Here is a 25858-nt window from a genome sequence, read left to right as displayed (position 1 = left end):
CCACTAGAGTTATACAAACTTAATCCTAGCAAGCAAAGTCTTTGATGAAGCGATCGTGTATGGATGTAATTCTGCTATTTGTCACAGGTTGTGATATTCTTAATTTACAATGCCGTTTTTATGGCGGGATGTGGCGCAGCTTGGTAGCGCACTTCGTTCGGGACGAAGGGGCCGCTGGTTCGAATCCAGTCATCCCGATTGTACATTTGTAGAGCGACAAATTATTTGACCGTGGCGACAAGTTATTTGTCAAATTCTCTCCTATGAACTTAAATATAGCTGATTTTATTTAAGTTTAAGCAGTACCGCCCAAAGTCGTGTACTTAAAGATTTCAATCCCTAATAGGGATTTTATTTGATTGCGATTTAAAGTAAATGGCATCTGTCAACCTCACAATTCAAGTTTCAATCCCTAATAGGGATTTTATTTGATTGCGATTCCACCCGATATAAGAGAATTTCCTGTTGATGTTTCAATCCCTAATAGGGATTTTATTTGATTGCGATAGTTACCGCCATTGGCAGTACGTATGCTAATTAGTTTCAATCCCTAATAGGGATTTTATTTGATTGCGATCTCCAACATCACCACCCATATTAGACAAAGAGATGTTTCAATCCCTAATAGGGATTTTATTTGATTGCGATTTGGGGCCTGCAATTCGATTTGTAACTGAACTAGTTTCAATCCCTAATAGGGATTTTATTTGATTGCGATTTAAGAAAGATGCTGGAAATGTACGGACACTTTTGTTTCAATCCCTAATAGGGATTTTATTTGATTGCGATGGAAAATCTACTCTCCAATCAGGCTTATTATTCTTCTGTTTCAATCCCTAATAGGGATTTTATTTGATTGCGACTTACCCTGAGCGGGTTTCGGCGCTTCCATTAGATGTTTCAATCCCTAATAGGGATTTTATTTGATTGCGATGTTATGGTTGATTGGTTAAATGTGTGGGGTTATCGGTTTCAATCCCTAATAGGGATTTTATTTGATTGCGATCCTGCCCCCCTGCCCCCCTGCTTCCTTTACTGGCACAGTTTCAATCCCTAATAGGGATTTTATTTGATTGCGATTCACGGTTTGCACAAAACAAAATTGGGCGGCAGGTGCGTTTCAATCCCTAATAGGGATTTTATTTGATTGCGATCATAAGTTTCCCACTTCAGAGTTTTAGCAAGTGGGTTTCAATCCCTAATAGGGATTTTATTTGATTGCGATGGTGCTTTTTCTCTATGTTCAAAAGGAATAAATGTTTCAATCCCTAATAGGGATTTTATTTGATTGCGATGCAAGCGTCTGAAAGCCCTGTATTATTTTGTTTTCAAGGTTCAATAGCGCGAATGCAAAATCATAACATAGGGACTGGCAATTGTGCTAACTGTAAATAGCTGAAAGTCAGTTTATATAAGGTGCGCGGATGGTTTCAAGTGCTAAAGCTCTCAAATTCTTGCAGATACGGCAATCTAGCCATTTTTGTAGTTACCCCTTCACCAACACCTACCCATTCGCGCACTTGGCAAAAAACTAGTCTAAATTACTTAAAATTTTTCCTTAGCAGCTAACATCTGTAAAATCTTTTCTACACGATCTAACTCTCCAACAATTCGCCGAATTGGGTGAGGCCAAACCTTGACAAGGGTAGGGGTTGCAGAAACCTGATTTAGTTCTGCTTGTTCTGGATGACTTAAAACATCAATCACCTTCAGAGTATAAGGGTGTCCGAGCGATCGCTCTAACAATTCGTGTAAATTTTGCAGAATGCGTTCAGTAGAACTGCTATGTCCTGCAACAAACAAGCGGAGAACATAGCCTTGGGTAATGGCTTCTTTTTTTTGTACTATTACTGGTTGGTGATATTTTGGCACAGGTTCAGAAAGGTCTAGACGGACAATTAAATCGTGATCCTCCCAAAGCTGCCCAAATGACGAATGATAGGTTGTTAACACCATGCGATCGCACAATCCCTCTTGCCAAGGAGCTGCTTGCCATACTAATTCCCCTGTGCCAAAAATAGCATTAAGCAAAGTTTGGTGTCTAATTACAGCCGGATAAGCTTCAGCAAAAGTTCGCACTTGTTGAGTACGCGGATCTAACCAATTGTCAATAGTTGCAGTATAACAAGGCACTAAAAAGTGCGGTGGCTCTGGTAAATCTAAGATTTCTTGCAAAGCCGAGCACAAATGCAAATGCCATCGACCTTGCTTGCTAGGGTCGATGCAGTAAATTAAATCTCCTCCAGGTGTAAATAGCGCAATGCCTTTAAACAGCTGGGGTGTAGATAGTTTATTTGTCGTCAATTTATTCACACAGGTTAGGGAACTAAAAGTAAAAATTCTCTCTTTTACCTTTTACCTTAGCTATAACCTCAACCAGGATCGCAAAGATATTTGGGATTAGATACTCGAAGATGAGGGAGCAGAGGGGGTAGAGGGGGTAGGGAAGCAGGGGAGCAGGGGGATAAGGGAGACAAGGGGGAATTATTGAATAAATCTTTCCCTTGTCTCCCTTGTCTCTTCTCAATGCCCAATGCCCTTCAGGAGTGCTGAGTGCTGAGTCCTGAGTGGGGAATCTCACTTCTTTACTCAGCACTCGGGAGAATCTAGAACAGTACAAGCGTACTCAACCTGAGTGGGGAATCTCACTTCTTTACTCAGCACTCGGAACTCGAAACTCGGAACTGTTTTGCCCCATGCCCAATGCCCAATCGTTAAACTCGACCTCGGAGAAACTGTGCCATTTCGTTAGGAGTTGGTGACATTTCCAAAGCAGTTTCTTCAGTGATTCGTCCGTCTTGATAGAGATTCAGCAATGACTGATTCATCGTAATCATGCCGTCAAAACCAGCTTGTTTCATCAGCTCGCCAATTTCATCATACTTACCGTCTTTGATCCATTCCTTAATCGCCTCAGTATTGATCAGCACATCATGGAAAGCAGCCCGCTTCCCGTCAGTTGTGCGACACAAACCTTGAGCAATTACTGCCACTAAAGACTCAGAAATTGCCACCCGCATTGCATCTTGTTCATCACCAGAATAAAGGTTGAGAATCCGCTCAATGGTTTTGACAGCGCTATTGGTGTGCAGGGTTCCCATGACTAAGTGACCGGTCTGAGCAGCTTTTAGGGCGGTGTTAACTGTTTCCTTGTCCCGCATTTCCCCCACCAGAATCAAATCTGGGTCTTCCCGCAAAGCTGCTTTCAAAGCGTTGTCAAATTTCCGGGTATGCATTCCCACTTCCCGCTGTTTGACTAAAGACTTGCGACTTTGATGGACAAATTCTATTGGGTCTTCAATGGTGATGATATGTTTGGCCATTTCCTTATTGATGTAGTCAATCATCGCTGCCATTGTGGTGGACTTACCAGAACCAGTGGGCCCCGTCACCAAAATTAAACCTTTATGGTGATGACAAATATCCCGAAAAATTGGAGGTAATCTTAACTGTTCCATAGTTAAGATTTTTAGCGGAATCAACCGCAACACCATTGCAGGCCCTTTGAGAGAGCCAAAAACATTAATCCGCACGCGAGCAAATTCGTATTGAGTTGCTCCGTCAAATTCTAAGGATTCTTCAAAGCGCTGAATTTCTCCCTCACTCATCACCTCCCGCAACCAACTCATAAAAGTTTCTTTATCTGTTTCTGGATAATCTCCTGATTGAATTTCTCCCCGGCTGCGAAAGCGGGGTGGTTCACCCACACCCAAGTGCAAGTCAGAATATCCTTGATCGTAAGCTTCTCTGATTAACTTCTCTAAAGTGAGTTCTGAACTGCTGTTTTGAGGGCGAACTGAATTAGGTATTGGCGGTGGACTACCCGGACGATGACCTGCAACAGGCAAATTAGTACCCCTATCCATTGACATATCGAGTGTTTGTGTCATCTGCCGCTGCGTACTAAAGGTTGGGGTTGGCGGTGGTGGTGGCGGCATTGGTGGTAGATTACGTCCGGCAGCAGAGTTAGAATTTAATGGAGACTGTGATTCTGTCATATATCTTCACATTTGGCAGTTAAAAAGTTGAATTAACGAGAAGTAAAGTCACTTGCTTTAATGACTTTTGGAGAATGCTTGTCTGCAAGCCTTAGCGGTGATAGAAGGCGATTGAAACTCTAGAACCACGGTCAATCTATCTCATCCACCTCAATTGGTATCTTTTATTTCCTAAGATTTCATACTCAGAATATTTAGATAGATTATTTAACCTGTGTAAACTGGTTTAACACATCTAAGGACTCAAAAGACCTCAGGAAATAAACGGAGATAAATGAGTATTTTTTAGCACTTTTATTTTTAAAGTAAATATTCTCGTGACTTAGATGAGAAATTTATCCCAGGCATGGGCACGAATTGCCAGCAATTAACAGCACAAATACTAGCAGATCATTTATTCAGCCTGTATAGGAATTATGAGAAAGACTACTATTTTTTATAAGAAATGTTAAGTTGAATAGGAGTGATATCGTGGGGATCAAGGTGAAAAGCTCATACCTTTTAGGTTCTATACCTGAAGGTAGATGCAGTAAACAAGTTTTTTTAATAAATAGAAAATTGATTTTATATCTATAATTACAAAAAATTTACTGTAAACTTTAGTAAACAAATGCTCATTTTTCCAATTAGTTTTTATATACTAAATTTCAACTGAAACAATTCAGTTTACTCGCAAAAAGTGAGATATTACTGAAATTAAAATTTGTTGTGTATTTTTGGGAGGAAAAGTCATGGTTTCTGCTCAAAGCTCTAATCAAGGAAAGACCTACTCCTTGTTGATGATTAAAAGCTTTTTAATATGGACTTTTACATTAGCAGTATGTTTGTTGGTTGTGGGTTTTCCACTAGTTGTCTTGATGGCTACGGTCGGATGTCTGTTGTCGATTATCTTGCAATCTGTGATGCCTGTTAGTGCGGTTTTGCTTGTAGCAGGCGCTCTAATAATGTTTAATGTTATGGCAGTTGTATTGGCTGCGGGTGTGCTAACTGTTAAGGGAGTTCATCCTAGTGAAGTTAAATGGTTAAGCTGGCTGCATGGAGAGGCAGACCAAATGCAGGCTACTGTTTATGCTGCTTGCCCTCTAACTTGTGAGATTAAATAGTTATTACAGGTTAATTAGACAAACAGTGCGTCTGCCCGGTTAAGCCGGGTTTTTTCATGGTTTTTATAATTTGAACTTTTAAATAGTCATTACAGGTTAATTAGATAAACAATGCATTTGCCCGGTTAAGCCGGGTTTTTTTATATCTTGTGTGATTTATCCATTAATATTTATGGTTTATGTGAGGATTGACCGCCGACTATTGACCATAGACCATTGACTGTAGACCATTGACTATAGATGGTAAATTACAGATGACTAATGACTAATCAAAAACGCGTTTGCATTATCTTAGGTACTCGCCCAGAAGCGATTAAACTCGCTCCAGTGATTCAAGTTTTCCAAAAGTCTTCAGAATTTCAGTTGCAAGTAATTCTAACTGGACAGCATCGGGAGATGGTTGAGCAAGTTATGCAACTGTTTAATATCAAGTCGGATTATAACTTGGAAATTATGCAGGTTCAGCAATCTCTAAATGATATTACCTGCCGTAGTTTACAAGGGTTAGAAAAATTATTTAAGGTAGAAAAGCCAGATTTAGTAATTGTGCAAGGAGACACTACCACAGCTTTTGCCGCAGCTTTAGCAGCTTTTTATCAAAAAATTCCTGTTGGTCATGTAGAAGCAGGGTTAAGAACTGATAATATCTTCAATCCTTATCCAGAAGAAGCTAATCGCCGATTGATTTCTCAAATTACTCAGTTGCACTTTGCGCCGACTCCTTGGGCTGTGGAAAATTTGCATCGTTCTGGTGTTTTGGGTGAAATTCACATGACGGGCAACACGGTAATTGATGCATTGTTAAATGTTGCTGCAACCCAAGTAGTTTGTGATGTCCCAGGCTTAGATTGGGAATCATATCGGGTTTTATTAGCAACAGTTCATCGTCGGGAGAATTGGGGAGAACCTCTGTTAGCGATCGCTCAAAGCTTTTTACAAATTTTAGACAAGTTTCCCGATACAGCTTTACTGCTACCATTGCACCGCAATCCGACAGTGCGAGTCCCATTGCAGGAACTTTTAGGGAATCATCCCCGAATTTTCTTGACAGATCCTCTAGATTATGGGGAATTGGTAGGAGCAATTGGGCGATCGCATCTTTTGCTCACTGACTCTGGTGGCTTACAAGAAGAAGCCCCCAGCTTGGGAAAACCAGTACTGGTTTTGAGAGACACCACCGAAAGACCAGAGGCTGTTGTCGCTGGTACAGCCAAACTTGTAGGCACTAACAGTGAGAATATTTTTGCAGCCGCTGCTGAGTTACTCAGTTACTCAGATGCTTATGAAACGATGGCAAACGCCATCAATCCCTTTGGGGATGGTCATGCAGCAGAGCGCATTTTGCAGATTGTACAAAATTACATTTATGGGTAAGGAAGTTCGTAGTAAGGGCTAAAGTCCTTATTTTCTAAGCACTAAAGTGCTTACTACAAACCCTCAAAACTAGGTTAGGCATTGTACTAGCCTTTACCAAACCACAAGATTTTCCAAGGGTAGCTTCTGGCTAAATACCCAGAGCGGATCGAGTTTCTTCCTCCTGCCTCCTGCCCTCTGCCTCCTGCCTTGTAGCTTCTGGCTAAATACCCAGAGCGGATCGAGTTTCGGGGCCCACAACACCATCTGCAAGTAGACCTTTACTTTGCTGAAAGCTTCGGACTCGGCTAACAGTTTCTTGACCGTAAATTCCATCAACTCTGAGATTACCTAAAGCTGTTTGAACGTCTCTGACGAGCAGACCTTTAGAACCAGGAGTAAGAATTATCGAACCGCCAACACCACCGGGTCTAGTCACAGGACGATTGTTAGGTCTATCACCAATCCATCGGGCAAAAATGTATCTACCCGTAGAAAGTCTGGCAAAACCGTTTTCATATCGTTCAATTGCTGGAAGTGTTGCGCCATTTGGTACGCAGTCCACATACGAGTAGTTGGTGCTTGGGCCTGAACGGACGCGTAAACAACTGCCGTTAGTCTTTACATAGGCAGCCGAACTCATTTGAATTTGGGTTACAGCAGCAAATAATACACCGACACCAGCTAAAGTTAACCAAGCCGAAGATTTAAGCAGTTTTTTCCAATTGAATTGAGGTTGAGGAAGATGATAATTAGTGTTTCCAGATGCCTCTTCTTGAGCAATAAACATGTGAGAATATGCAAGATATTCCATAATACGCTCCTTTATATGAAAAAATGAGTACTCGCAGAGAATTACTTGGTCGTTCTCTGTATTTATTCTTAGTATATTTTATATCACTATGTTTTCAAAGTTTTTTATTGATAGCGAAATTATAGCAAAGTGCTGAGTGCTGAGTGCTGAGTGCTGAGTGCTGAGTGCTGAGTGCTGAGTGCTGAGTGCTGAGTGCTGAGTAAAAACCCAGTTGCTTTAAAGCTTTGAGCAATCAACACTGTCCTAACCTATGTGGCTACGGCTATAATAAAAAATAAAATTAGTCAAACAATTCCTGAAAAAATGCGATGTCTACGACGGGTTAGCTCGTCGTAGACATCGCATTTTTAAAATAAATAAAATTTAGTTAAAACTTTTTTACTTAATGGCTTGTCTCTATTTACATCTAAATATGTCAAGCGTATTGTTTGAGTCCAACTAAACTAGCAACCATAGAAGTTAACTCGTCTAAGTCTATCGGCTTGGATTGATATATATCATAACCTGCTAATAATGCACGTTTGCGATCGCCCTCTAAAGTAGATGCTGTCAGAGCAATTGCTGGAATCTTTCTACCTCGCTTTGCTTGCAAATTTCTGATCTTCAAGAGCAGTGAGTAGCCATCTTCATCGGGTAAGCAAATGTCACTAATTAGGATATCTGGTTTAAAAAATGACATTATTTTTAGAGCCTCATCTGCTGAAGCTGCTGCGACCACCTCTCCTTCCTCTAATTCAAAGAGGAAGGTAAGTAATGTTCTCGTATCAGCGTCGTCATCAACAACAAGCAATCGCAGACCTTTAAAAGACATCGATTGATTAGACATTATTCTCACCACTATCAAGCTCAAAGAATTTAAGTAGCAGTTACATCAAAAGGCACGTATTTGTAAATACCATTTGATGCATACTTTACTAAATCTTAAAGGAATTTATTAGCAAGTGTCTGTCCGGTTTCGGACATAGTAACTGTAAAATGATTCATTGGCGATCGCGCTTTGGCTAACTCCCCAGCAACCGAGCAAATTCGTTTTGGATAACTCGATAACACTCGCAGGAAGTTGTTGACAAATCCTCTCGGTTCAGGATGTTAATTTGACCACGCTGATAGCGAATCATTCCGGCTCGGCTGAGGTTGTTAGCCGCTACTGTTACACCGGAGCGCCGTACACCCAGCATCTGGGCGATAAATTCTTGCGTGAGTGGGAATTCGTCTGATTCCAAACGGTCAGATACTGTCAGCAGCCAACGAGCCAGCCGTTCCTCTAGGGTATGAAGACGGTTGCAGGCACAGCTTTGTGTAAGTTCGGTATATATAGCTCGTACATAGCGCAGCAAGAGGTTTTGAATAGCTTTGGCCCGATTGAACTCGGTTCTTAGGACATCTGCATCCATCTGCATTCCAGCGCCCCCAATTTGGACAAACGCTTTTGTGGTTGTTGTATTGCCTCCTAAAATTACTGGGATACCCACCATGCCTTCATTACTCACTATCCCAACTTCCACCGTCGATCCATCTTTCATACAAGTGACTATAGAAATCACTGCATTTTGGGGAAAATAGACTTGTGTAATGGGTTCTCCTGGTTCGTAAATGACTTGCCGAGTGGAAAGCGAAACTAACTTCAGGTGCGGAACAAGGCGCTCATAATCATTAGTTGGCAAAGCCGCGAGTAACTTATTTACTTGCGGCTTAAGAGTGTTGTCGCTCACTGAACATTAAAAGAGAAATTTGATCCTAATACTTTAAATCAAGTTAATTTTGCCAGTCTGTCCGGTTTCGCACACATAGCTCAAAAAATTTTTTTGGCTCGGTTACTGGGCATGAAGCCCAGTAACCGAGCAAATTCGTTTTGTATGACTTGATGACACTCGCAGGAAGTTGCTTCTAAATCCTCTCGGTTCAGGATGCTAATATGACCACGTTGGTAGGTAATCATTCCGGCTCGACTCAGGGTGCTAGCCGCTACTGTCACACCGGAACGACGTACACCGAGCATCTGGGAGAGAAATTCTTGGGTGAGTGGAAAATGTTCTGATTCGAGACGGTCAGAAACTGTGAGTAACCAACGAGCCAGCCGTTCGTCTAGTGTATGGAGACGGTTGCAGGCAGCTCCTTGCGCTAGTTCAGAGTATACAGCTTGTACATAGCGCAGCAGCACGTTTTGAATAGCTCCGCTCCGATTGAACTCGGCTCTCAAGACATCTGCATTCATCTGCATACCAGCGCCCGCAATCTGCACAAAGGATGTTGTGGTTGTGGTGTTGTCTCCTAAAATTACTGGGATACCCACCATCCCTTCATTGCTTACTATCCCAACTTCCGCCGTTGAGCCATCTTCCATAGTGGTGACTATAGAAACCACTGCCTTATCAGGAAAATAGACGTGTGTAATCGGTTCGGCTGCTTCGTAAATGATTTTCTGAACTGGGAGCGGAACTAGCTTGAGATGGGGGACAAGACGTTCATAATCACTCGCTGGTAAAGCTGCGAGCAGCTTATTTGGTGGTTGCTGAAAGAGGCTTTTATCTAATGACATTAGAAGTCACTCTCCTTAAGGTAGGTGACTTTAGAAAAGCCAACTCAGGGCACAAGGAAAGAACTTCAGAATTTAATCCTAATGTCGAAAGGTGTATTCGCTAAAGAAACACGGGGACAATCTAAAAAGCTTAAATGAACAGACTTGTTAGAGTCTGTGCGGTTCCGTACATAAAAGCTTCAAAAAAATTATTTTTGCCGTTTATTGGGCAATAACCCCAATAAACGGACAAATTCATCTTCTATAATCTGATAACATTCGCAGGAGGTTTTTTCTAAAGCCTCTCGATTCAGAATGTTAATCTGACCACGGTGGTAGCTGATGATTCCGGCTTCGCTCAGGATGTTAGCTGCTTCAGTGACACCAGCGCGACGTACACCCAGCATCTGCGAGATAAATTCTTGCGTAAGCGGAAATTCGTCTGATTCCAGACGATCAGAAACTGTTAGTAGCCACCGAGCCAGCCGCCCCTCTAGTTTATGAAGACGATTACAGGCAGATCCTTGTGCTATTTGCGTGTATACAGCTTGTACGTAGCGAAGCAGCACGCTTTGAAGTGCTGTACCCCGATTGAACTCGCTGATGAATATATCCGCATCCATCTGCATTCCAACGCCTGGAATCTGCACAGATGCTGTTGTGGTTGTCGTGTTGTCTCCTAAAATTACGGGCATACCCACCATGCCTTCCTTACTGACTAAACCAACTTCCACAGTCGAGCCATCTTCCATTGTGGTGACTATAGAAACCACTGCCTTATTAGGAAAATATACCTGTGCGATCGGTTCGCCTGGATCATAAAGGATTTGCCGAGTGGAAAGCTGAACTAGCTTTAGGTGGGGAATAAGACGCTGATAATCACTGACTGGCAAAGCTGCAAGCAACTTATTTGCTGGTTGCTCAAGGGCATTTTTGTTTAATGACATTAAAATTCTCCTAAATATAGCTGTCTCTAGAAAAGACAACTCAAGGCATAAGGAGAAAATCAAGAGTCTAGCCCGAATGTCAGAAGGTGTATTTCCTAAAAAAGTTATAGTAATAAATTCAGGTTTTTATACTCATATTTATAATATAACAAAATGAGTTGTTTATAATCAAAAAAATCCAACTAAATTAACTTAATTACATTTGCGATCGCATAAGTAAATGAAATTATATTCGTTAGTCATATTGTTATAGACATGAGCATCGTTGTCAGCGATCGCAGCAAAAAATTCCTGGTTAGACAAGTCCTTAAAATCCCAAGTCTTTGTCATTCCTATCAACTATTGTAAGTCTTTCTAAGTACAACTGTATATTTTAATTAATCCAATAAATAAATTACTTAATATTTAATATAAACATTTATTAAGACTCAATTCCAGAAGAATCTTAATTTTTTGGAAATATTACTTTAACTGGACTGATTTACCGTAGTATTTACTCAGGCTAAAACAGTCTATTTCACAAAAACTCAATAAAAGCAAGTGTTTTCTATTACAATGTTAGATTTTTTATCTACTCAAAACTAGCTTACTTATCCGGTTCATCTATGCAATAATAAAAAACTGTATCCTTAAAATACAATTAATCTATCGATTTTTAGTGGTATAGCAAATTAATATTTGCTGAAAAATTTATATTGGCTTGGTACTAAATTCAGTGTTGTTTGAAGCTAATTTACTTAAAAAATAATAACGCCCTTGAGAAAATGCAAAATCTCCAACAAAAATATCACTGTTCGATTGACTAAATCACAACGTAGAAATATGAAGTATAACCAACTTGGCAAGAGTGACTTAAAAGTTTCGGAAATTTGTCTTGGTACTATGACCTATGGACAGCAAAATACTATTGAAGAAGCCCACGAGCAACTAGATTATTCTATTGCCCAAGGAGTCAATTTTATTGATGCAGCAGAGATGTATCCTGTTCCAACAAGTCATGAAACTTATGGATTAACTGAAACTTATATTGGGGAATGGTTAAAACGTCAACAAAGAGATCGAGTTATTATAGCTACTAAAATTGCTGGCCCTGGTCGAGGTTTTAAATGGGTACGTGGAGGAGCCAAAGCAATCGATCGTGATAATATCAAACAAGCTGTAGATGATAGTTTAAAAAGATTGCAGACAGACTATATCGATTTATATCAAATCCACTGGCCCGACCGCTACGTGCCACGATTTGGGCAAACGGTATTCGATCCAACTCAGGTGAAAGAGACAATTCCTATTGCTGAACAGCTAGCAGTTTTTAACGACGTAATTAAAGCAGGGAAAATTCGCTATCTTGGTTTGAGTAATGAAACCCCTTGGGGAGTCGCCCAATTTAGTAACGCTGCTAAACAATTAGGATTGCCCAAAGTTGTTTCGATTCAAAATGCTTACAACTTGTTGAATCGAGTATTTGATGGAGCTTTAGCAGAAGCAGTTTATTACGAAGAAATTGGGTTACTAGCTTATAGTCCTTTAGCATTTGGCTTCTTAACTGGCAAATATCTAAACGGCAAACCAGAAAAAGCAAGAGTAACTTTGTTTGAAAATTTCGGTCAGCGCTATCTGAAACCGAAAGTCAGTCAAGCCGTATCAGCTTATGTAGAAATTGCCAAGCGCCATCAACTAAGTCCAGCGCATCTAGCCTTAGCATTTGTGCGGAGTCGTTGGTTTGTGCCTAGTACAATTATTGGTGCTACGACATTAGAACAACTTAAAGAGAATTTAGAAAGTGTGAATGTAGTTCTCGACAAAGAAATTTTGGAAAAGTTGGATATAGTTCATATTCAGTCGCCAAACCCAGCACCATAAACAATTAAAAATTAAAAATTAAAAATTAGAGCGTGAATCTGTGAAAGCGATCGCTCACTCTAAAGAATTTTACATCGAGCGATATGCTAAATTCGCTGCGCCTACTCTCGCTGCTGTTTAAACGTAATTTATAATTATGTTTCAAGTGGGAATTTAAACCCCACTTGAAACATAAAATTAAACTTTTTAGGGATTTCCAAGAAATAAATTCTCCCAAAAAACGAACCACAGAGACGCAGAGAACACAGAGAGAGGAGAGATTAAGAGGATTTTTGCGTCAGTTTTGGAATATTTTTTTATTTGGAAGTCCCTTAAAATTACGAATTACGAATTACGACTTTACCGAAGTGAGCCGCACCTTTGAGATAATGATAAGCCTCTCGTGCTTCAGTAAAGGGAAAAACTCGATCGATAATTGGTTTGATTTGATGCTGTTGCATCGCCTGATTCATCGCCTCAAACATTTCTCGACTGCCAACATAAATTCCCTGAACTGTTAAACTCTTAAAAAGTATTGGCATGGGGTCGATCTCATTTCCTCTGCCAGATAAGACGCCAATCAAACTAATACGTCCCCCAATACGAACTGCTTGCAGTGATTTTGGCAGAGTACCTGCACCGCCTACCTCAACTACATGATCTACACCTGTGCGATTGGTTAATTGATAAACTTGCTTTTCCCAATCTGGTGTTGTTTTGTAATTGATTGTCTCGTCAGCACCAAGCTGTTTCGCTCGTGCCAACTTTTCATCACTGCTGGAAGTAATAATCGCTCTAGCACCATGTATTTTGGCAAACTGGAGAGCAAAAATTGAAACTCCTCCAGTACCGAGTAATAAAACACTATCACCTGCACCAATATTGCCTTTTGTCACTAGTCCGTGCCAAGCTGTGACTGCTGCACAGGTTAAAGTTGCGCCTTCGATGTAGGATAAGTGGTCAGGTAATATTATTAAACCATCTTGGTGTAATAAGACATATTCAGCCAGCATTCCATCGATACCACCTCCCAAATCGGATTTCATTTTCTCTTTGGTTAAAGAGGCATAAATCCAGTCTTGAAAGAAAATACCAGCGACGCGATCGCCTATTTTCACCCGTGTCACACCTTCCCCTATCGCCACAACTTCTCCCGCACCGTCAGACATGGGAATTAACGGATATTTCTGTCCAGCACCGTAAGCTCCTTGGGCGACAAGCAGATCGCGATAATTTAAAGATGTTGCCTTCACTTGAATCAGAACTTGTCCAGCTGCGGGTTTTGGTTCAGGGCGATCGACTAATGCCAGGGCATCAATTCCGGCGTTGCTTTGAATTTCGTAAGCTTTCATGGATGTACTTGTTCTAGCTACAACTTTGGTATTGTAGCTAGGGTAAAAAAGAATCTAGAGACGTAGCAAGTGCTACGTCTCTAGAGCATCGATTCAGTAATCAAAAACCTAACCCCCCAGCCCCCTTCCCTACTAGCGTTGGGCAGGGTGGTTTCATACGAAAAAAGAAAAATACATAAGTCTTGATTTCTCGTGAAAGTGGCATGGCTTTTTCCCTCACTTCCATTCCTCTCCCCCCGTGGGGGAGAGGCTTTGAAACCCAGTTTTAATTTTTCTTTGCTTGTATGAAACCACCCTGCTTCCCTACTAGCGTTGGGGGAGCTAAACTCCCCTCTCCTACGAGGAGAGGGGTAGGGGGAGAGGTTCTTCAAGGATTACTGAATTGGTGTCCTAGAAGGGTTTTGGATAACGCATATTTAATTTCACTAGTAGGGTTGCCCTCATCCCCTAACCCTTTCTCCCATATTGGGAGAAGGGGAACTGGATGCTACAGAGAATCTATGAACTGCTGTACTTTTTCTAAAAGTGGCTGATATTCAATTTGCTCTGCTAACTCTTGGGCATTTTGGTAGCACGATCGCGCCATTTTTTTGCGTTTCGTCGTGGCGTAAACGTTTCCCATATTTAGCAAAGTTGAAATTTCTCCGAGATTATCGCCCAGTTCTTGATAAATCACAATGCCTTGCTTGTAGAACTTCATTGCTCGGCGATGCTCTGCCAGGGTGCTGTAGGTAAAACCAATGTTGTGAAGGGTTGTTGCCTCACCAGAGCGATCGCTGATTGCTCGACGTGCCAAAAGAACTTGATTGTAGAGCAATAGCGCTTGTTTCGGTTTTCCTAAATCACCATAGATTGAGGCAATATTATTCAAAGTGGTTGCTTCTCCAACCAAATTCTTGACAGCTCGTTGAATTGGCAGTGCTGCTTGAAAAAATTCTAGAGCTTGCTCAAACTTGCCTAAGACATTGTAAGCAAACCCAATACCATTTAGTGTTGTTGCCTCACCAGAAAAGTCACCTAACAATCGCCGCATCCTCAAAATTTGCTGTTGTAGCAACAGTGCCCGTTTCGGTTCTCCTAAGCGGGTATAAATTAGGGCTATATCATTAAGAGTAGAAACTTCATTTCGGGTATCTTGCGATCGCCTAAAGATTGGCAGTGCTTTGTCAAAATATTCCAATGCTTGCGAAAAGCGTCCAAGACGGCTGTAGGTAGAACCCAGATTGCTAAGTGCAGCTGCTTGTGCTGGCGCGTTGCCAATTTCAACAGCAACCGAAAGCGCCTGATGAAAGCGTTCTAATGCTTTTTGAGGTTGCCAGCAACTGAGGTGAGTTAAACCGAGGTCGTTTAATGTATAACCTTCTCTGGCTCGGTCTGGAATTGCTCTAGCCAAGTCTAAATTCTTGGTTGCAATATCGAGAGACTCTTGAAATTTCCCCCGTTGGTAGTAGCGGTTTGCTTCGTCACGACGTTGTTCCCATTCTTTGACTTGATTTAAAGGTTGCGTCATCTGACCTCAGTTGCATTCTGCGATAAGTAGGTAGGACATCTCTTGGGAATGAACCCCTCTTAGGTTTCCCAAATTTTAACCTCGATCTTCTATCTTTAGATATAAGACGTAAACAGATAAGTATGCTATTTTTTCATATTTACAGGAATATTTATGAAGCAATTAATACAAATGCTGTAGGGGCGCATAGCAGTGCATACGTGTCAACTTAAGCCGAAAACTATATCAGACAGGCGTTTTGCAAATCCCTCACGCCCTCATCCCCTAACCCCTTCTCCCTTGTGAGAAGGGGAATTGAATGTCTAGCTCCCCTCTCTCTTGGGAGAGGGGCTGGGGGTGAGGGCAAAATGTTTTCACCAAGCGGGTTTAGCGTTAAATTGACACCAATGATAGCAGTGCGCCCTCAGATTCCCGGTTTATTTCAAAAGTCGGGAATCTTGTTGTTACATTGGTATTTTGAACTCAATCGTTGCCGCAACCACAAGGCCAGTAAAGGCAATGCCAGTTAATAACCTTGCTCGGCATTATAAATCAAGCCTTTGGGCTGTAACCCAGTTAGTGCAACCTGAAGACTTCCACCCCTTGAAAGTCCTTATGTTTAGCAGTTGGTTCGCCAATGATTCTGTAGGCTGCGGTTGTGAATCGTTTTGAGCCGCCAAATTAAATTAAACAGTGGCAAGATTTTTGGGTAGGAGACTGATAGTTTTAAGATTGCAAAATGTAAAGAGAATCATCCAAATCTTGAGGAATATAGAGTCTTAGTAGTAGTCTTGCAGTTTCTATCTCAGGCATGGTATCAGAGTAGGAAGATAAACGCTACTTTAAACAAGCGTGTTTTTTTCCAAACATTAATATAATGCTCTTACTATGAGCATCTACCAATCTCTGAAAAAATCTTATACACCAGATCGTCGGCGTGAAAATGACTGGCGGTTATTTTTGCGTTTGGTGCCTTATGCCCGTCGTAACGGGCGGCTACTGGCGCTGTCGATGTGCCTACTCGTACCGATCGCACTAGCTAATGCCTTACAACCTTTCTTGATTGGCCAAGTAATCTCCCTAATTCGTAACGAACCAAGCACTTACGAATTTTTCAGGAATCGTCCCTTCTCGCAAGGGCTAAATATCCTAGAGGGATCACTGGTAATTGCGATCGCCATCCAATTGCTGTTGACAGGTTTCCAAGGTTATATAGTCCAAAAGTTAGGGCAACAAATCACCGCAGCAATTCGCCAAGACTTATTTCAGCATGTAACATCTCTAGCAGTGCGCTTTTTTGACCGCACACCTGTAGGTAAATTAATTACCAGAATCACCAGCGATGTGGAAGTGTTAGGCGATGTCTTTTCTACTGGGGCAGTTGGCATTATATCTGATTTGTTTTTAATGCTGGTGACTTTGGGTTTAATGTTTTCCATCCAGTGGCAACTTTCTTGCTTGCTGTTATTGATGCTGTTACCAACTAGCTGGGTAATTGTTTACATTCAAAAACAGTACCGCAAAGCCAATTACAAAGGGCGAGAAGAACTTTCGATCCTGAATTCACAGCTACAAGAAAATGTGCTTGGTATTAACGTCGTGCAGTTGTTCCGTAGAGAAAAATTTAATGCCGAATTGTTTCGTGCTACGAACAGCAACTACACTGAGCAAATGGATAAAACCATCTTTTATGATTCATTTGTTTCAGCAACCTTAGAATGGATTGGACTGATTGCGATCGCAGGTGTTTTGTGCGTGGGTGGTTGGTTGCTGTTAGGAAAAAACTTGACTTTCGGGACTTTATCTACATTTGTATTGTATGCCCAGCGATTATTTGACCCTTTAAGGGCTTTTGCGGAAAAATTTACAGTAATTCAAGCTGGTTTCACTGCCATTGAACGCGTAGGCGATATATTAGATGAACCAATAGAAATTCGCGATCGCGCCAATGTCCGCTTCTCAATATTTGATGCTAAATTTGGCTACATCGACGAAATCCTGGCAAATCTAGAATCCCCAGACCTCACTTCCCCCCCAGAACTGGGAGAAATTCGTTTTGATCGCGTCTGGTTTGCTTACAAAAATGATGATTACGTAATTAAAGACTTAGATTTCATTATTCATCCTGGTGAAAAAATTGCATTAGTTGGTCCCACCGGTGCGGGTAAAACTTCGATTATCCGTCTTTTGTGCCGCCTCTACGAACCCACCCAAGGACGCATTCTCATAGATGGCGTAGACATTCGGGAAGTACCGCAAGCAGAACTGCGGCGTTACATGGCAGTAATTTTACAAGAAGGCTTTTTGTTTGCTGGCGATGTTAAAAGCAACATTTCTTTAGGAGATGGCTATACCATTGAACAGATTCAACAAGCAGCCGAAGAAACCAACATTGCTCAGTTTATAGAAGAATTACCCCAAGGTTATGATACTCAACTTCGAGAACGGGGCACAAATATTTCTAGCGGTCAAAAGCAACTTTTAGCCTTTGCGCGGGCTGCCATTCGCAATCCGCAAATTTTGGTATTAGATGAGGCTACCGCTAGTTTGGATGTTGGCACAGAAGCTTCAGTACAAGAGGCATTAAACCAGCTTTTGCTCAGACGTACCGCCATTATTATTGCTCACCGCTTGTCAACAATTCGCAATGTAGACCGGATTTTTGTTCTCAAGCGTGGCGAATTAATCGAACAAGGAAGTCACGATCAACTCCTGCAACAAGGAGGGCTTTATGCCACTTTACATAACTTGCAGATGTTGGGAAGTTAGACGAGAGATAGTCAAAAACTCACATTTACTACAAAAATGACTTAATTTTGCGGAATATGTAACAGAGTTTGTGTTGACAATAAAGAAAAGCCTTGTTGTGACGTAGTTAATGAAACTGGATTTACAGAAGTTTTATCAGGCTTGCAACCCTAGCAAGACTTTGGCTGTCGAAAATGCTGAGGATCGAAAGTACTATATTGATTTTTCCTCAGTGCGAGGTGGCAGGATTATTGAGGAGTTAAAGGAGAATATTACATTTTTCTCACCTGAAGGCCCTACCTGCGAATTATTTACAGGACACATCGGCTGCGGGAAATCTACAGAATTGCTCAGGCTGAAAGCAGAATTAGAGCAATCAGACTTTCATGTAGTATATTTTGAATCCAGTCAAGACCTAGAAATGGGTGATGTTGATATCAGTGATATTTTATTAAGCGTAGCTCGCCGAGTTAGTGAAAGTCTCAATAGCTTAGAAAAACTGGAAATTCCTGAACCCCAAGGTCTGAAAAAAATCCTTCAAGGAGCCGCTAAACTGTTGATGACAGAAGTTGAAGTTTCTGCCGAAGCATCAATTCCTGGCATTGGTAAAGTTTCTGCGAGTACTGAGGGTAAGTTTGCCGCCGAAGCGAAAATTCCAGGTATTGGAGAACTGAAAGCAAATGAGAAAGAAGGAGTATCAGTGGTGGCACTAGGCATTGGCAAAATTACAGCCAAAACCAAAAATAGCCCTGAACTTCGCAACAAGTTAAGAGAATACTTAGGGCCGCGTACAAAAGGCATTATAGATGTAATTAATGACGAACTACTCGAACCTGCCATCATTAAACTGAAGCAACACGGCAAAAAAGGACTAGTGGTAATTGTCGATAATCTCGATCGCGTTGAGACTGCTAACAAGTCTTGGGGACGACCTCAGCCTGAATATCTATTTGTAGATCGGGGAGAACAATTAACTCAACTCAAGTGCCACGTGGTTTACACCATGCCTTTAGAGTTGATGTTTTCCAACGACTTGAGCAGGTTAACACAGCGATTTATGGTCTATCCAAAAGTGTTACCGATGGTGCCAGTACAATTACGCGATGGCAGTGAATGCGCTGAAGGTATGGCACTATTGGCACAGATGATCCTAGCAAGAGCTTATCCTGATAATCAGCCAGAGGAGCGCCTCGGCTGGATTGCAGAGATTTTTGATACTCCAGAAACATTAGAAAGACTCTGCCGAATTAGTGGCGGTCATGTCCGCGAATTACTCAGACTGCTCAACGATTGGATCAAAAAGGAAAGAAAACTGCCTTTATCGCGTGTGGGGTTAGAAACTGTAATTAGAGCCTACTGCAATCAAATGACCTTAGCAATCACAGATGATGAGTGGAACTTGTTGCGCCAAGTACAACAGCGGAAATGGGTAAGCGGCGATGATGGATACCGAATTTTGGTACACAGTCGATTCGTCTATGAGTACCGAGACACTCAGGGGTCTTGGTTTGAAATTAATCCGATTTTGGCAGAAGCACCAGGGTTGCAGCTTTAAGTTAAAAGTTAGAAGTTAGGAGTGAGGAGTTAAGAGTTATTATTCTCCTCCTGCTCCGACTTTCCCCATCTATAAGCGAGGTCTAGTCATGAGTCATCCACAGCCACTCGCAACCAATAACGAAAATTCTTTACAGGAATTAATATGGGCGATCGCTACTTCTCAAGAAGAATTTTCCCTGATTTTAGCACTTTGTAATGGAGCTAGTTTGCGAAGGCGTTTGGTGCAAAGTCTGCAAGCGTCGAGCGATTTGAAAATTCGGGAGATAGTTTTAGATAAGTCGATTAAGACATTTTTCCAGACTATCCAAAATTTACTCGGTTCTGAGCATCCCCAGGCGCTGGTAGTATCTGGTTTAGAATCGGTCAGCAAGCTAGAACAAGTGCTGAGTGGTGCAAATCAGGTCAGGGAGGAGTTTAGAAAAAATTTTCACTTCCCGTTAGTGTTGTGGGTAACGGATGACGTGCTGCACAAACTCATGCGATTAGCACCAGATTTACACAGTTGGAGTACTATCGTTGAATTTGCGATCGCCACTGATGATTTAATTGATTTTATCCAGCAAACTGCTGATGAAGTCTTTGAAAAAGTTTTAGCGGCTGGTGCAGGCAGATATCTCGATAGTACGGCGCTGAATTTACAAGTTGGCTCTCCACGCCGAGTTGAGTTAGAGTCAGCATGGCATGATTTACAAAATCGTCGTTTGAGTTTGAATCCAGAACTGGAAGCGAGTTTAGAATTTATGCTCGGTCGAGCGAATTCTAGTTCACTGGAATTGTCAGGGCAATATTACGAGCGTAGTTTAGCACTTTTTGTCAACGATTCTCCATCACCCCGCTTTCTAGAACGACGCGCCTGTTTACTTTACTCTCTAGGACTTTGGTGGCGTACCTATGCAGTGTTACATCACCCCGAACGCGATCGTGCTACTGGTTTTGCTAAAAATTATTTTCAGGAATGTATTGAGGTATTTGAGCAAGCTAATCGCCAAGATTTGGTAGCAAAATTTATCAATGCTTTGGGTTCTGTACTGCAAGATTTGCAACAGTGGGAAGAGTTGGAGGCTGTTGCTAACAAAGCAATTGCGTTGCATCAAACCTATCCTAATCAGTTTAAACTAGCCAGAGCTTATAGCTTTCTGGCTGAGGTGCTAATTGCTAAATTCGCTTGGAATGAGGCAAAGCAAACAGCCGAACAAGCGCTTTCTCTGCTGGATAGCGTGCAAATAGATACATCTGCGCCAGTCTCAGAAGAGATGAAAGCAGATTTAGATTGGGAAAGGTCGTATCATCAGGGTTGGTATTTGTTTGCGTTAGCGCGATCGCAATCTGCACTCAATCAACCAGAAGCAGCACTGCAAACTTTAGAAACTGCCAGAACAGAAACCAAAGCACAATACGATCCAGAGCTTTATATTCAGATTTTGGCAGAGTTACGAGCAAACTACTTTAAAAAAGGTGAATATGGAACTGCATTTCATCTTAAACAAGAACAGCGATCGCTTGAACAGCAATATGGTTTCCGTGCTTTCATTGGTGCAGGTAGGTTACAAGCACAACAAACAGTAAATAACCCAGCTTTAGCATCCGTTGAACAACAAGAAACAGTAGCCACAGAAATTGCTGCTTCTGGAAGACAGCAAGATATTAATCGCCTGATCGAGCGCATGGGTCAACATGACCGCAAACTAACAATTATTCATGGGCAATCAGGTGTTGGTAAAAGTTCAATTTTACAGGCTGGATTAATCCCTGCATTGAAACAGAGATCCATTGGTGTTCGTGATGTTTTGCCTGTTTTACAGCAAGTTTATCCAGATTGGATTATAGAATTAGGCAACAGTTTACGAGATGCTATTTCTGATTTACCACGTATTCCTTATGAAGGCAGAAGCTATGAATACTCTCCTCCCTTAAGAGAAGACACAGCAGGGGAAAAGTCTATTCTCAAGCAATTAGAAAAACATGATGATTATAACCTGCTAACAGTTTTAATCTTCGATCAATTTGAAGAATTTTTCTTCATTTATAATGATCCAAGCAATAGACGAAAATTTTACGAGTTTTTACGTAACTGTCTAGATATTCCTTATATAAAGGTTATCTTGTCTTTACGCGAAGATTATCTCCATTATTTATTAGAATGTAATAATCGGCTGGCAAACTTTGATGTTATTAGTAACAATATTTTAGATAAAGATATTCTCTATTATTTGGATAACTTTTCATTAGAAGACGCTAAATTAATTATTCAAAACTTAACTCAAAAAAGCCAGTCAGTTTTAGAAGCACCATTAATTGATGAATTGGTAAAGGATTTAGCTAGAGACTTAGGCGAAGTACGCCCCATTGAATTGCAAGTAGTAGGAGCGCAATTACAAACAGAAAAAATAACGAAGCTAGAACAGTATCAGCAACATGGCCCTAAAGAAAAGTTTGTTGGGCGATTTTTAGAAGAAATTGTCCAAGACTGCGGTTCTGATAATGAACAGATAGCCAAACTAGTTTTATATTTGCTTACAGATGAAAAGAATACCCGCCCTTTAAAAACTCGTGCTGATTTGGAATTAGAGTTAGATGTAAAAACTGAAAAACTCGACTTAATTTTAGAAATTTTAGTGAAATCAGGATTAGTGTTAAGAGTGCCAGCATCACCTGCTGACCGCTATCAACTAGTACATGATTATTTAGTGCCATTTGTGCGCCAGCAACAATCAGCTAGCTTAATTGCTGAGTTGGAAAAAGAGAGAGAACAACGAAAGTTAACAGAAGCGAAGCTGAATGAAGTTCTTAAACAGCAACTTCTAGAAACACGTAGAGGCTTAGTCTGGAAAGTAGCATTAGGTGTAATTACTGGTGGATTAGCAATATTCTTACCACTTTTGTGGATAAATCAAAATAATGTCCAACTGATATCATTGAATAATGAAGCAAAAGGGCTGCTAAAATCGAACCAAGATTTAGAGGCACTGGTAAAAAGTTTAAAAGCAAGCAGACGATTGCAACAGTGGTGGTCAGTTGGGGTTAAGCCTGAAACCCAAATGCAAGTAGTTACGACACTACAAGATATAGTCTATACCATAAAACAACGTAATACTTTAGAGGGTTATAACGATAGTGTAACCTGCGTGAATTTTAGCCCTGACGGTGAGAAAGTAGTTTCTGGAAGTGAAGATGGGACAGTAAAACTGTGGAGTCGAGATGGCAAAGAAATTAAAACTTTCAAAGCACATGACAAGAAAATTACTAGTATCAGCTTCAGCCCTGATAGCCAGAAGTTTGTTTCAGGTAGTGAAGATAAAACTATAAAAATTTGGAGTTTAGACGGTAAAGAAATCAAAAAATTTGCAGGGCATACAGAAGAGATTACTAGCGTTAGTTTCAGTCCAGATGGGAAGAAAGCGATCTCTGGTAGTAAAGACTGGATGATCAAACTGTGGAGTCTAGATGGCAGAGAAATTCAAAACTTTGCTGGACATAAGGGGAGTATCACCAGTGTTAGTTTTAGTCCAGATGGCAAGCAAATTGTTTCTGCCAGTGAGGACAACACCATAAAACTATGGGGTCTGAATGGTAAAGAGATTAAAACAATTGATAATAATGTAAGAGTTACTAGCGTTAGTTTTGTCCCTAATGCTCAGGGTCTTCTCTCATTAAGTAATAGTTATTCAGTAAGTAAACTGTGGCGACGTGATGGAACTTTAGTGACTAACAAGGACATATATATACTAAATGGAAGGTATCCTACTTCTCCAAATTTGATAAATGTTAGTCCTAATGGTCAGATTTTTGCTTTAAGTTTTGAGAGTTTTGTACAAGTACAACCTTGGAATAAAGAAAATTGGTGGGACACAGAGAATATCTTAAAGCTTGAAGGGCATAAAAATAATATTACTAGCATGAGTTTCAGTTATGACAGCAAATGGCTCGCCTCTGCCAGTGAGGATAAAACCGTGAAACTTTGGAGTGTGGAAAACGGGGATTGGAAAACCCCTGATAATGGTACACTCAGAAAAGTCAGAAAAGTTAATTTTAGTCCAGATGGTAAGCTAATTGCCTCTATTAATGAAAACTATAAAGTCAAACTCAGGCAGCGTAATGGCACTCAGAAAATAACCTTGCTAGGCAGTAATTCCGCAATCGGTTTCAGCACTAACAGTCAAATTTTAGCCTCTGCCAGTCAGGACAGTACAGTGCAACTGTGGGGGCATGATGGTACTTTTATCATAACTCTCCAAGGTGAGCCTGTTAAAGGGAGTTATAGTCCTGATGGGCAAAAAATTGCTCTGGTCAGAAATGATAACACAGTACAACTATGGGCAAGTGATCGCAAAGCGATCGCAACTTTTAAAGGTCACAAAGATAGCATCTATGAAATCAGTTTCAGTGCAGATGGACAAACCCTTGCAACACGCAGTCAAGATAAAACTATTAAAATCTGGCGAGGGGATGGCAGTTTAATCACAACCATTAAAGATGATAGTCAAATTACTTTTTCTGATGATCAAGAGCAAAGAAAAAGTATGGATTTAAGTCCAAATGGCAAAAATTTAGCTATTTGGAACGCTGAGAATACAGTAAAATTTCTTCGACAAGACGGCAAAATAACAAGAACTATTAGGTCTGATAACCTTATGTCGGTTACTTTTAGCCCTAATGGTGAGATAGTAGCTATTTCAAAAAGAGATGATGATAATCAGAGAGTAGAACTGTGGCAGATTGATGGCAGTTTGCTCACAACCTTGAAAAAACAGAACAAAACAGACTACATAAATGTCACAGGTTTTACTTCTGACAGTCAAACAATAGTCACTAAAGAGCAAAATGAGAAAGTGACTCTCTGGAAGCTAGATGGCTCTGTACTTTCAACTTTTGATAAACAAGTAAATAGTTTCAGCCCTGATTACCAAACTTTAGTGACTTTTGAGGATAATAATAGGCTAAAACTTTTGCGGCGCGATGGCAAACTAATCAGCAATATTCAACTTAAAACAGAAAGGTTCAGTCCAGATATCTATAATCAATATCCAAAAATCAGTTTTAGCCCAGATGGACAAATATTAGCCATACAAACCAATGAACACACTTTAGAAATCTGGCGAGCTGACGGTACTTTCCTCAAAATTTTCCCTAGTCTAAGTAATCCAGAGATTGAGCGATTTAACTATTTTTCCCTTGAGCAGCACATGAGTTTTAGCTCAGATAGTCATACTATAGCTATCCGCACGGGTGAGAATGCCGTACAATTCTGGAAACTTGATCACAAGACAAGTACAAAATTATCCTTGCTAAATACTATCAACGGCAAAAACAATTGGGTTGAACAGGTAAAATATATCTCCAACAACCAGACAATAGCAATTGTCGGGGGTAATGACACAGTAAAACTTTGGCAGCTGACTCGTGAACTAAACAAAGAAGCACAATTGTTAAAGACTTTGTTAGGTCATAGTAATGAAATCACAAGTGTGAGTATTAGCCCCAATGGCCAGTTAATTGCCTCAGCCAGTAAGGATAAAACTGTAAAACTTTGGCAGCGTGATGGCAAGCTACTTTATACCTTTAAAGGGCATACCAAACAGGTTAACGATGTTAGTTTTAGCCTAGATGGTAAGCTGATTGCCTCAGTTAGTGATGATAAAACTGTTCTACTCTGGCGACCTGACGGTAAAGTAATTAAGACCTTTAACGAACACGGTAATGCAGTCACAAGTGTGAATTTCAGTCCCAACGGTGAGACAATAGCCTCTGCTAGTAAAGACAACACTGTGAAACTCTGGAGCGTGAACGGTAAAGAAACCAAAAGTTTGACAACTTTAACCAGCGATGAGCCTGTTACTAGTGTCAGCTTCAGCCCCGATGGCAAGATAATAGCCTCAGCTAGCGCTCAAAAAGTGAAACTCTGGAGTTTGGATGGCACTTTATTAACAACTTTTGAGCGCTTTGGCAGTCAGAATGTGACTTTTAGTCCAGATGGTAAGAGTATTGCAAGCGGGGGTGATAGAGCTTCAGTTTGGGATTTTGACTTAAATCAACTTCTCAAACGCGGTTGTGATGAGGCGCATGATTATCTGAAGAATAACCCAAAAGCGGGGAGCGATCGCTATCTTTGTGACGACATCTACAAAAAAAAGTGAAAGCTC

General features: G+C 40.9%; 17 protein-coding genes, 1 tRNA gene and 1 CRISPR repeat array. Of the genes, 8 read left to right on the top strand and 10 right to left on the bottom strand.

All coding sequences use genetic code 11. The features are described from left to right. Positions 1 to 124: 124 nt before the first annotated feature. Positions 125 to 198, top strand: a tRNA-Pro gene (locus V7K41_RS23145). Positions 199 to 329: 131 nt separating this feature from the next. Beyond that, positions 330 to 1295: a CRISPR direct-repeat array (repeat unit 37 nt; unit sequence GTTTCAATCCCTAATAGGGATTTTATTTGATTGCGAT). Between the two features lie 250 nt (positions 1296 to 1545). Here V7K41_RS23145 and V7K41_RS23140 read toward each other — a convergent pair. Together V7K41_RS23140 and V7K41_RS23135 are read right to left on the bottom strand one after the other, a co-directional pair. Beyond that, the gene (locus V7K41_RS23140) at positions 1546 to 2313 is read right to left on the bottom strand and encodes a circadian clock KaiB family protein (RefSeq protein ID WP_334852006.1); all 768 of its coding nucleotides are present in this window, start codon (positions 2311 to 2313) and stop codon (positions 1546 to 1548) included. A gap of 401 nt (positions 2314 to 2714) precedes the next feature. After that, positions 2715 to 3998 (bottom strand): type IV pilus twitching motility protein PilT, encoded by a 1284-nt coding sequence (locus tag V7K41_RS23135; RefSeq protein ID WP_334852004.1) that lies wholly within the window; start codon positions 3996 to 3998, stop codon positions 2715 to 2717. A 731-nt stretch (positions 3999 to 4729) separates the two neighbouring features. Between V7K41_RS23135 and V7K41_RS23130 the strand changes: the two genes are divergently transcribed. Next, the gene (locus tag V7K41_RS23130) at positions 4730 to 5101 is read left to right on the top strand and encodes a hypothetical protein (RefSeq protein WP_094349008.1); all 372 of its coding nucleotides are present in this window, start codon (positions 4730 to 4732) and stop codon (positions 5099 to 5101) included. A gap of 261 nt (positions 5102 to 5362) precedes the next feature. Beyond that, positions 5363 to 6475: a non-hydrolyzing UDP-N-acetylglucosamine 2-epimerase gene (wecB, locus tag V7K41_RS23125; RefSeq protein ID WP_334852002.1), complete on the top strand. Its 1113-nt coding sequence runs from the start codon at positions 5363 to 5365 to the stop codon at positions 6473 to 6475. A gap of 202 nt (positions 6476 to 6677) precedes the next feature. On the opposite strand, the gene V7K41_RS23120 is transcribed toward wecB, so the two are convergent. The 6 genes from V7K41_RS23120 to V7K41_RS23095 all read right to left on the bottom strand — a co-directional run bounded on the left by V7K41_RS23120 (position 6678) and on the right by V7K41_RS23095 (position 11063). Next, entirely contained in the window at positions 6678 to 7268 is a 591-nt protein-coding gene (locus V7K41_RS23120; protein WP_334852000.1) for a peptidoglycan-binding protein, read from the bottom strand. Positions 7269 to 7683: 415 nt separating this feature from the next. Next, positions 7684 to 8094 (bottom strand): response regulator, encoded by a 411-nt coding sequence (locus V7K41_RS23115; protein ID WP_334851998.1) that lies wholly within the window; start codon positions 8092 to 8094, stop codon positions 7684 to 7686. A 175-nt stretch (positions 8095 to 8269) separates the two neighbouring features. Continuing rightward, entirely contained in the window at positions 8270 to 8980 is a 711-nt protein-coding gene (locus V7K41_RS23110; protein WP_334851996.1) for a Crp/Fnr family transcriptional regulator, read from the bottom strand. Positions 8981 to 9060: 80 nt separating this feature from the next. Beyond that, entirely contained in the window at positions 9061 to 9807 is a 747-nt protein-coding gene (locus V7K41_RS23105; RefSeq protein ID WP_334851994.1) for a Crp/Fnr family transcriptional regulator, read from the bottom strand. A gap of 188 nt (positions 9808 to 9995) precedes the next feature. After that, entirely contained in the window at positions 9996 to 10733 is a 738-nt protein-coding gene (locus V7K41_RS23100; RefSeq protein WP_334851992.1) for a Crp/Fnr family transcriptional regulator, read from the bottom strand. Between the two features lie 192 nt (positions 10734 to 10925). Further along, a complete protein-coding gene (locus V7K41_RS23095; protein WP_334851990.1) occupies positions 10926 to 11063 on the bottom strand; it encodes a hypothetical protein in 138 nt (45 codons plus the stop codon). Between the two features lie 492 nt (positions 11064 to 11555). Between V7K41_RS23095 and V7K41_RS23090 the strand changes: the two genes are divergently transcribed. Further along, a complete protein-coding gene (locus tag V7K41_RS23090; protein ID WP_334851988.1) occupies positions 11556 to 12593 on the top strand; it encodes an NADP(H)-dependent aldo-keto reductase in 1038 nt (345 codons plus the stop codon). Between the two features lie 317 nt (positions 12594 to 12910). Here the strand turns inward: V7K41_RS23090 and V7K41_RS23085 are convergent, their stop codons facing one another. Both V7K41_RS23085 and V7K41_RS23080 read right to left on the bottom strand, forming a co-directional pair. Continuing rightward, entirely contained in the window at positions 12911 to 13924 is a 1014-nt protein-coding gene (locus tag V7K41_RS23085) for a zinc-dependent alcohol dehydrogenase family protein (RefSeq protein ID WP_334851986.1), read from the bottom strand. Positions 13925 to 14411: 487 nt separating this feature from the next. Beyond that, positions 14412 to 15434, bottom strand: coding sequence for a tetratricopeptide repeat protein (locus V7K41_RS23080; RefSeq protein ID WP_334851984.1), 1023 nt, complete (start codon positions 15432 to 15434; stop codon positions 14412 to 14414). A gap of 347 nt (positions 15435 to 15781) precedes the next feature. Between V7K41_RS23080 and V7K41_RS23075 the strand changes: the two genes are divergently transcribed. The 4 genes from V7K41_RS23075 to V7K41_RS23060 all read left to right on the top strand — a co-directional run bounded on the left by V7K41_RS23075 (position 15782) and on the right by V7K41_RS23060 (position 25852). Next, positions 15782 to 15943: a hypothetical protein gene (locus tag V7K41_RS23075; RefSeq protein WP_334851982.1), complete on the top strand. Its 162-nt coding sequence runs from the start codon at positions 15782 to 15784 to the stop codon at positions 15941 to 15943. 358 nt (positions 15944 to 16301) lie between these two features. Beyond that, a complete protein-coding gene (locus tag V7K41_RS23070; protein ID WP_334851980.1) occupies positions 16302 to 18182 on the top strand; it encodes an ABC transporter ATP-binding protein in 1881 nt (626 codons plus the stop codon). A 109-nt stretch (positions 18183 to 18291) separates the two neighbouring features. Further along, positions 18292 to 19716: an ATP-binding protein gene (locus tag V7K41_RS23065; protein ID WP_334851978.1), complete on the top strand. Its 1425-nt coding sequence runs from the start codon at positions 18292 to 18294 to the stop codon at positions 19714 to 19716. 88 nt (positions 19717 to 19804) lie between these two features. Beyond that, on the top strand, positions 19805 to 25852 hold the full coding sequence (locus V7K41_RS23060) for an nSTAND1 domain-containing NTPase (protein WP_334851976.1): 6048 nt from the start codon (positions 19805 to 19807) through the stop codon (positions 25850 to 25852). Positions 25853 to 25858 lie beyond the last annotated feature (6 nt).

This window comes from Nostoc sp., assembly GCF_036917415.1.
In the GTDB taxonomy this organism is placed as follows: Bacteria; Cyanobacteriota; Cyanobacteriia; order Cyanobacteriales; family Nostocaceae; genus Nostoc.
This window is presented reverse-complemented; position numbering and strand designations above follow the sequence as displayed.

What these genes read in the sequence shown, in the direction of transcription:
- V7K41_RS23105 (WP_334851994.1), bottom strand. Translation starts at nt 9,807, where the DNA reads ATGTCATTAGATAAAAGCCTCTTTCAGCAACCACCAAATAAGCTGCTC.
- V7K41_RS23115 (WP_334851998.1), bottom strand. Translation starts at nt 8,094, where the DNA reads ATGTCTAATCAATCGATGTCTTTTAAAGGTCTGCGATTGCTTGTTGTT.
- wecB (WP_334852002.1), top strand. Translation starts at nt 5,363, where the DNA reads ATGACTAATCAAAAACGCGTTTGCATTATCTTAGGTACTCGCCCAGAA.
- V7K41_RS23070 (WP_334851980.1), top strand. Translation starts at nt 16,302, where the DNA reads ATGAGCATCTACCAATCTCTGAAAAAATCTTATACACCAGATCGTCGG.
- V7K41_RS23095 (WP_334851990.1), bottom strand. Translation starts at nt 11,063, where the DNA reads ATGACAAAGACTTGGGATTTTAAGGACTTGTCTAACCAGGAATTTTTT.
- V7K41_RS23120 (WP_334852000.1), bottom strand. Translation starts at nt 7,268, where the DNA reads ATGGAATATCTTGCATATTCTCACATGTTTATTGCTCAAGAAGAGGCA.
- V7K41_RS23130 (WP_094349008.1), top strand. Translation starts at nt 4,730, where the DNA reads ATGGTTTCTGCTCAAAGCTCTAATCAAGGAAAGACCTACTCCTTGTTG.
- V7K41_RS23065 (WP_334851978.1), top strand. Translation starts at nt 18,292, where the DNA reads ATGAAACTGGATTTACAGAAGTTTTATCAGGCTTGCAACCCTAGCAAG.
- V7K41_RS23135 (WP_334852004.1), bottom strand. Translation starts at nt 3,998, where the DNA reads ATGACAGAATCACAGTCTCCATTAAATTCTAACTCTGCTGCCGGACGT.
- V7K41_RS23090 (WP_334851988.1), top strand. Translation starts at nt 11,556, where the DNA reads ATGAAGTATAACCAACTTGGCAAGAGTGACTTAAAAGTTTCGGAAATT.
- V7K41_RS23060 (WP_334851976.1), top strand. Translation starts at nt 19,805, where the DNA reads ATGAGTCATCCACAGCCACTCGCAACCAATAACGAAAATTCTTTACAG.
- V7K41_RS23080 (WP_334851984.1), bottom strand. Translation starts at nt 15,434, where the DNA reads ATGACGCAACCTTTAAATCAAGTCAAAGAATGGGAACAACGTCGTGAC.
- V7K41_RS23100 (WP_334851992.1), bottom strand. Translation starts at nt 10,733, where the DNA reads ATGTCATTAAACAAAAATGCCCTTGAGCAACCAGCAAATAAGTTGCTT.
- V7K41_RS23075 (WP_334851982.1), top strand. Translation starts at nt 15,782, where the DNA reads ATGTTTTCACCAAGCGGGTTTAGCGTTAAATTGACACCAATGATAGCA.
- V7K41_RS23085 (WP_334851986.1), bottom strand. Translation starts at nt 13,924, where the DNA reads ATGAAAGCTTACGAAATTCAAAGCAACGCCGGAATTGATGCCCTGGCA.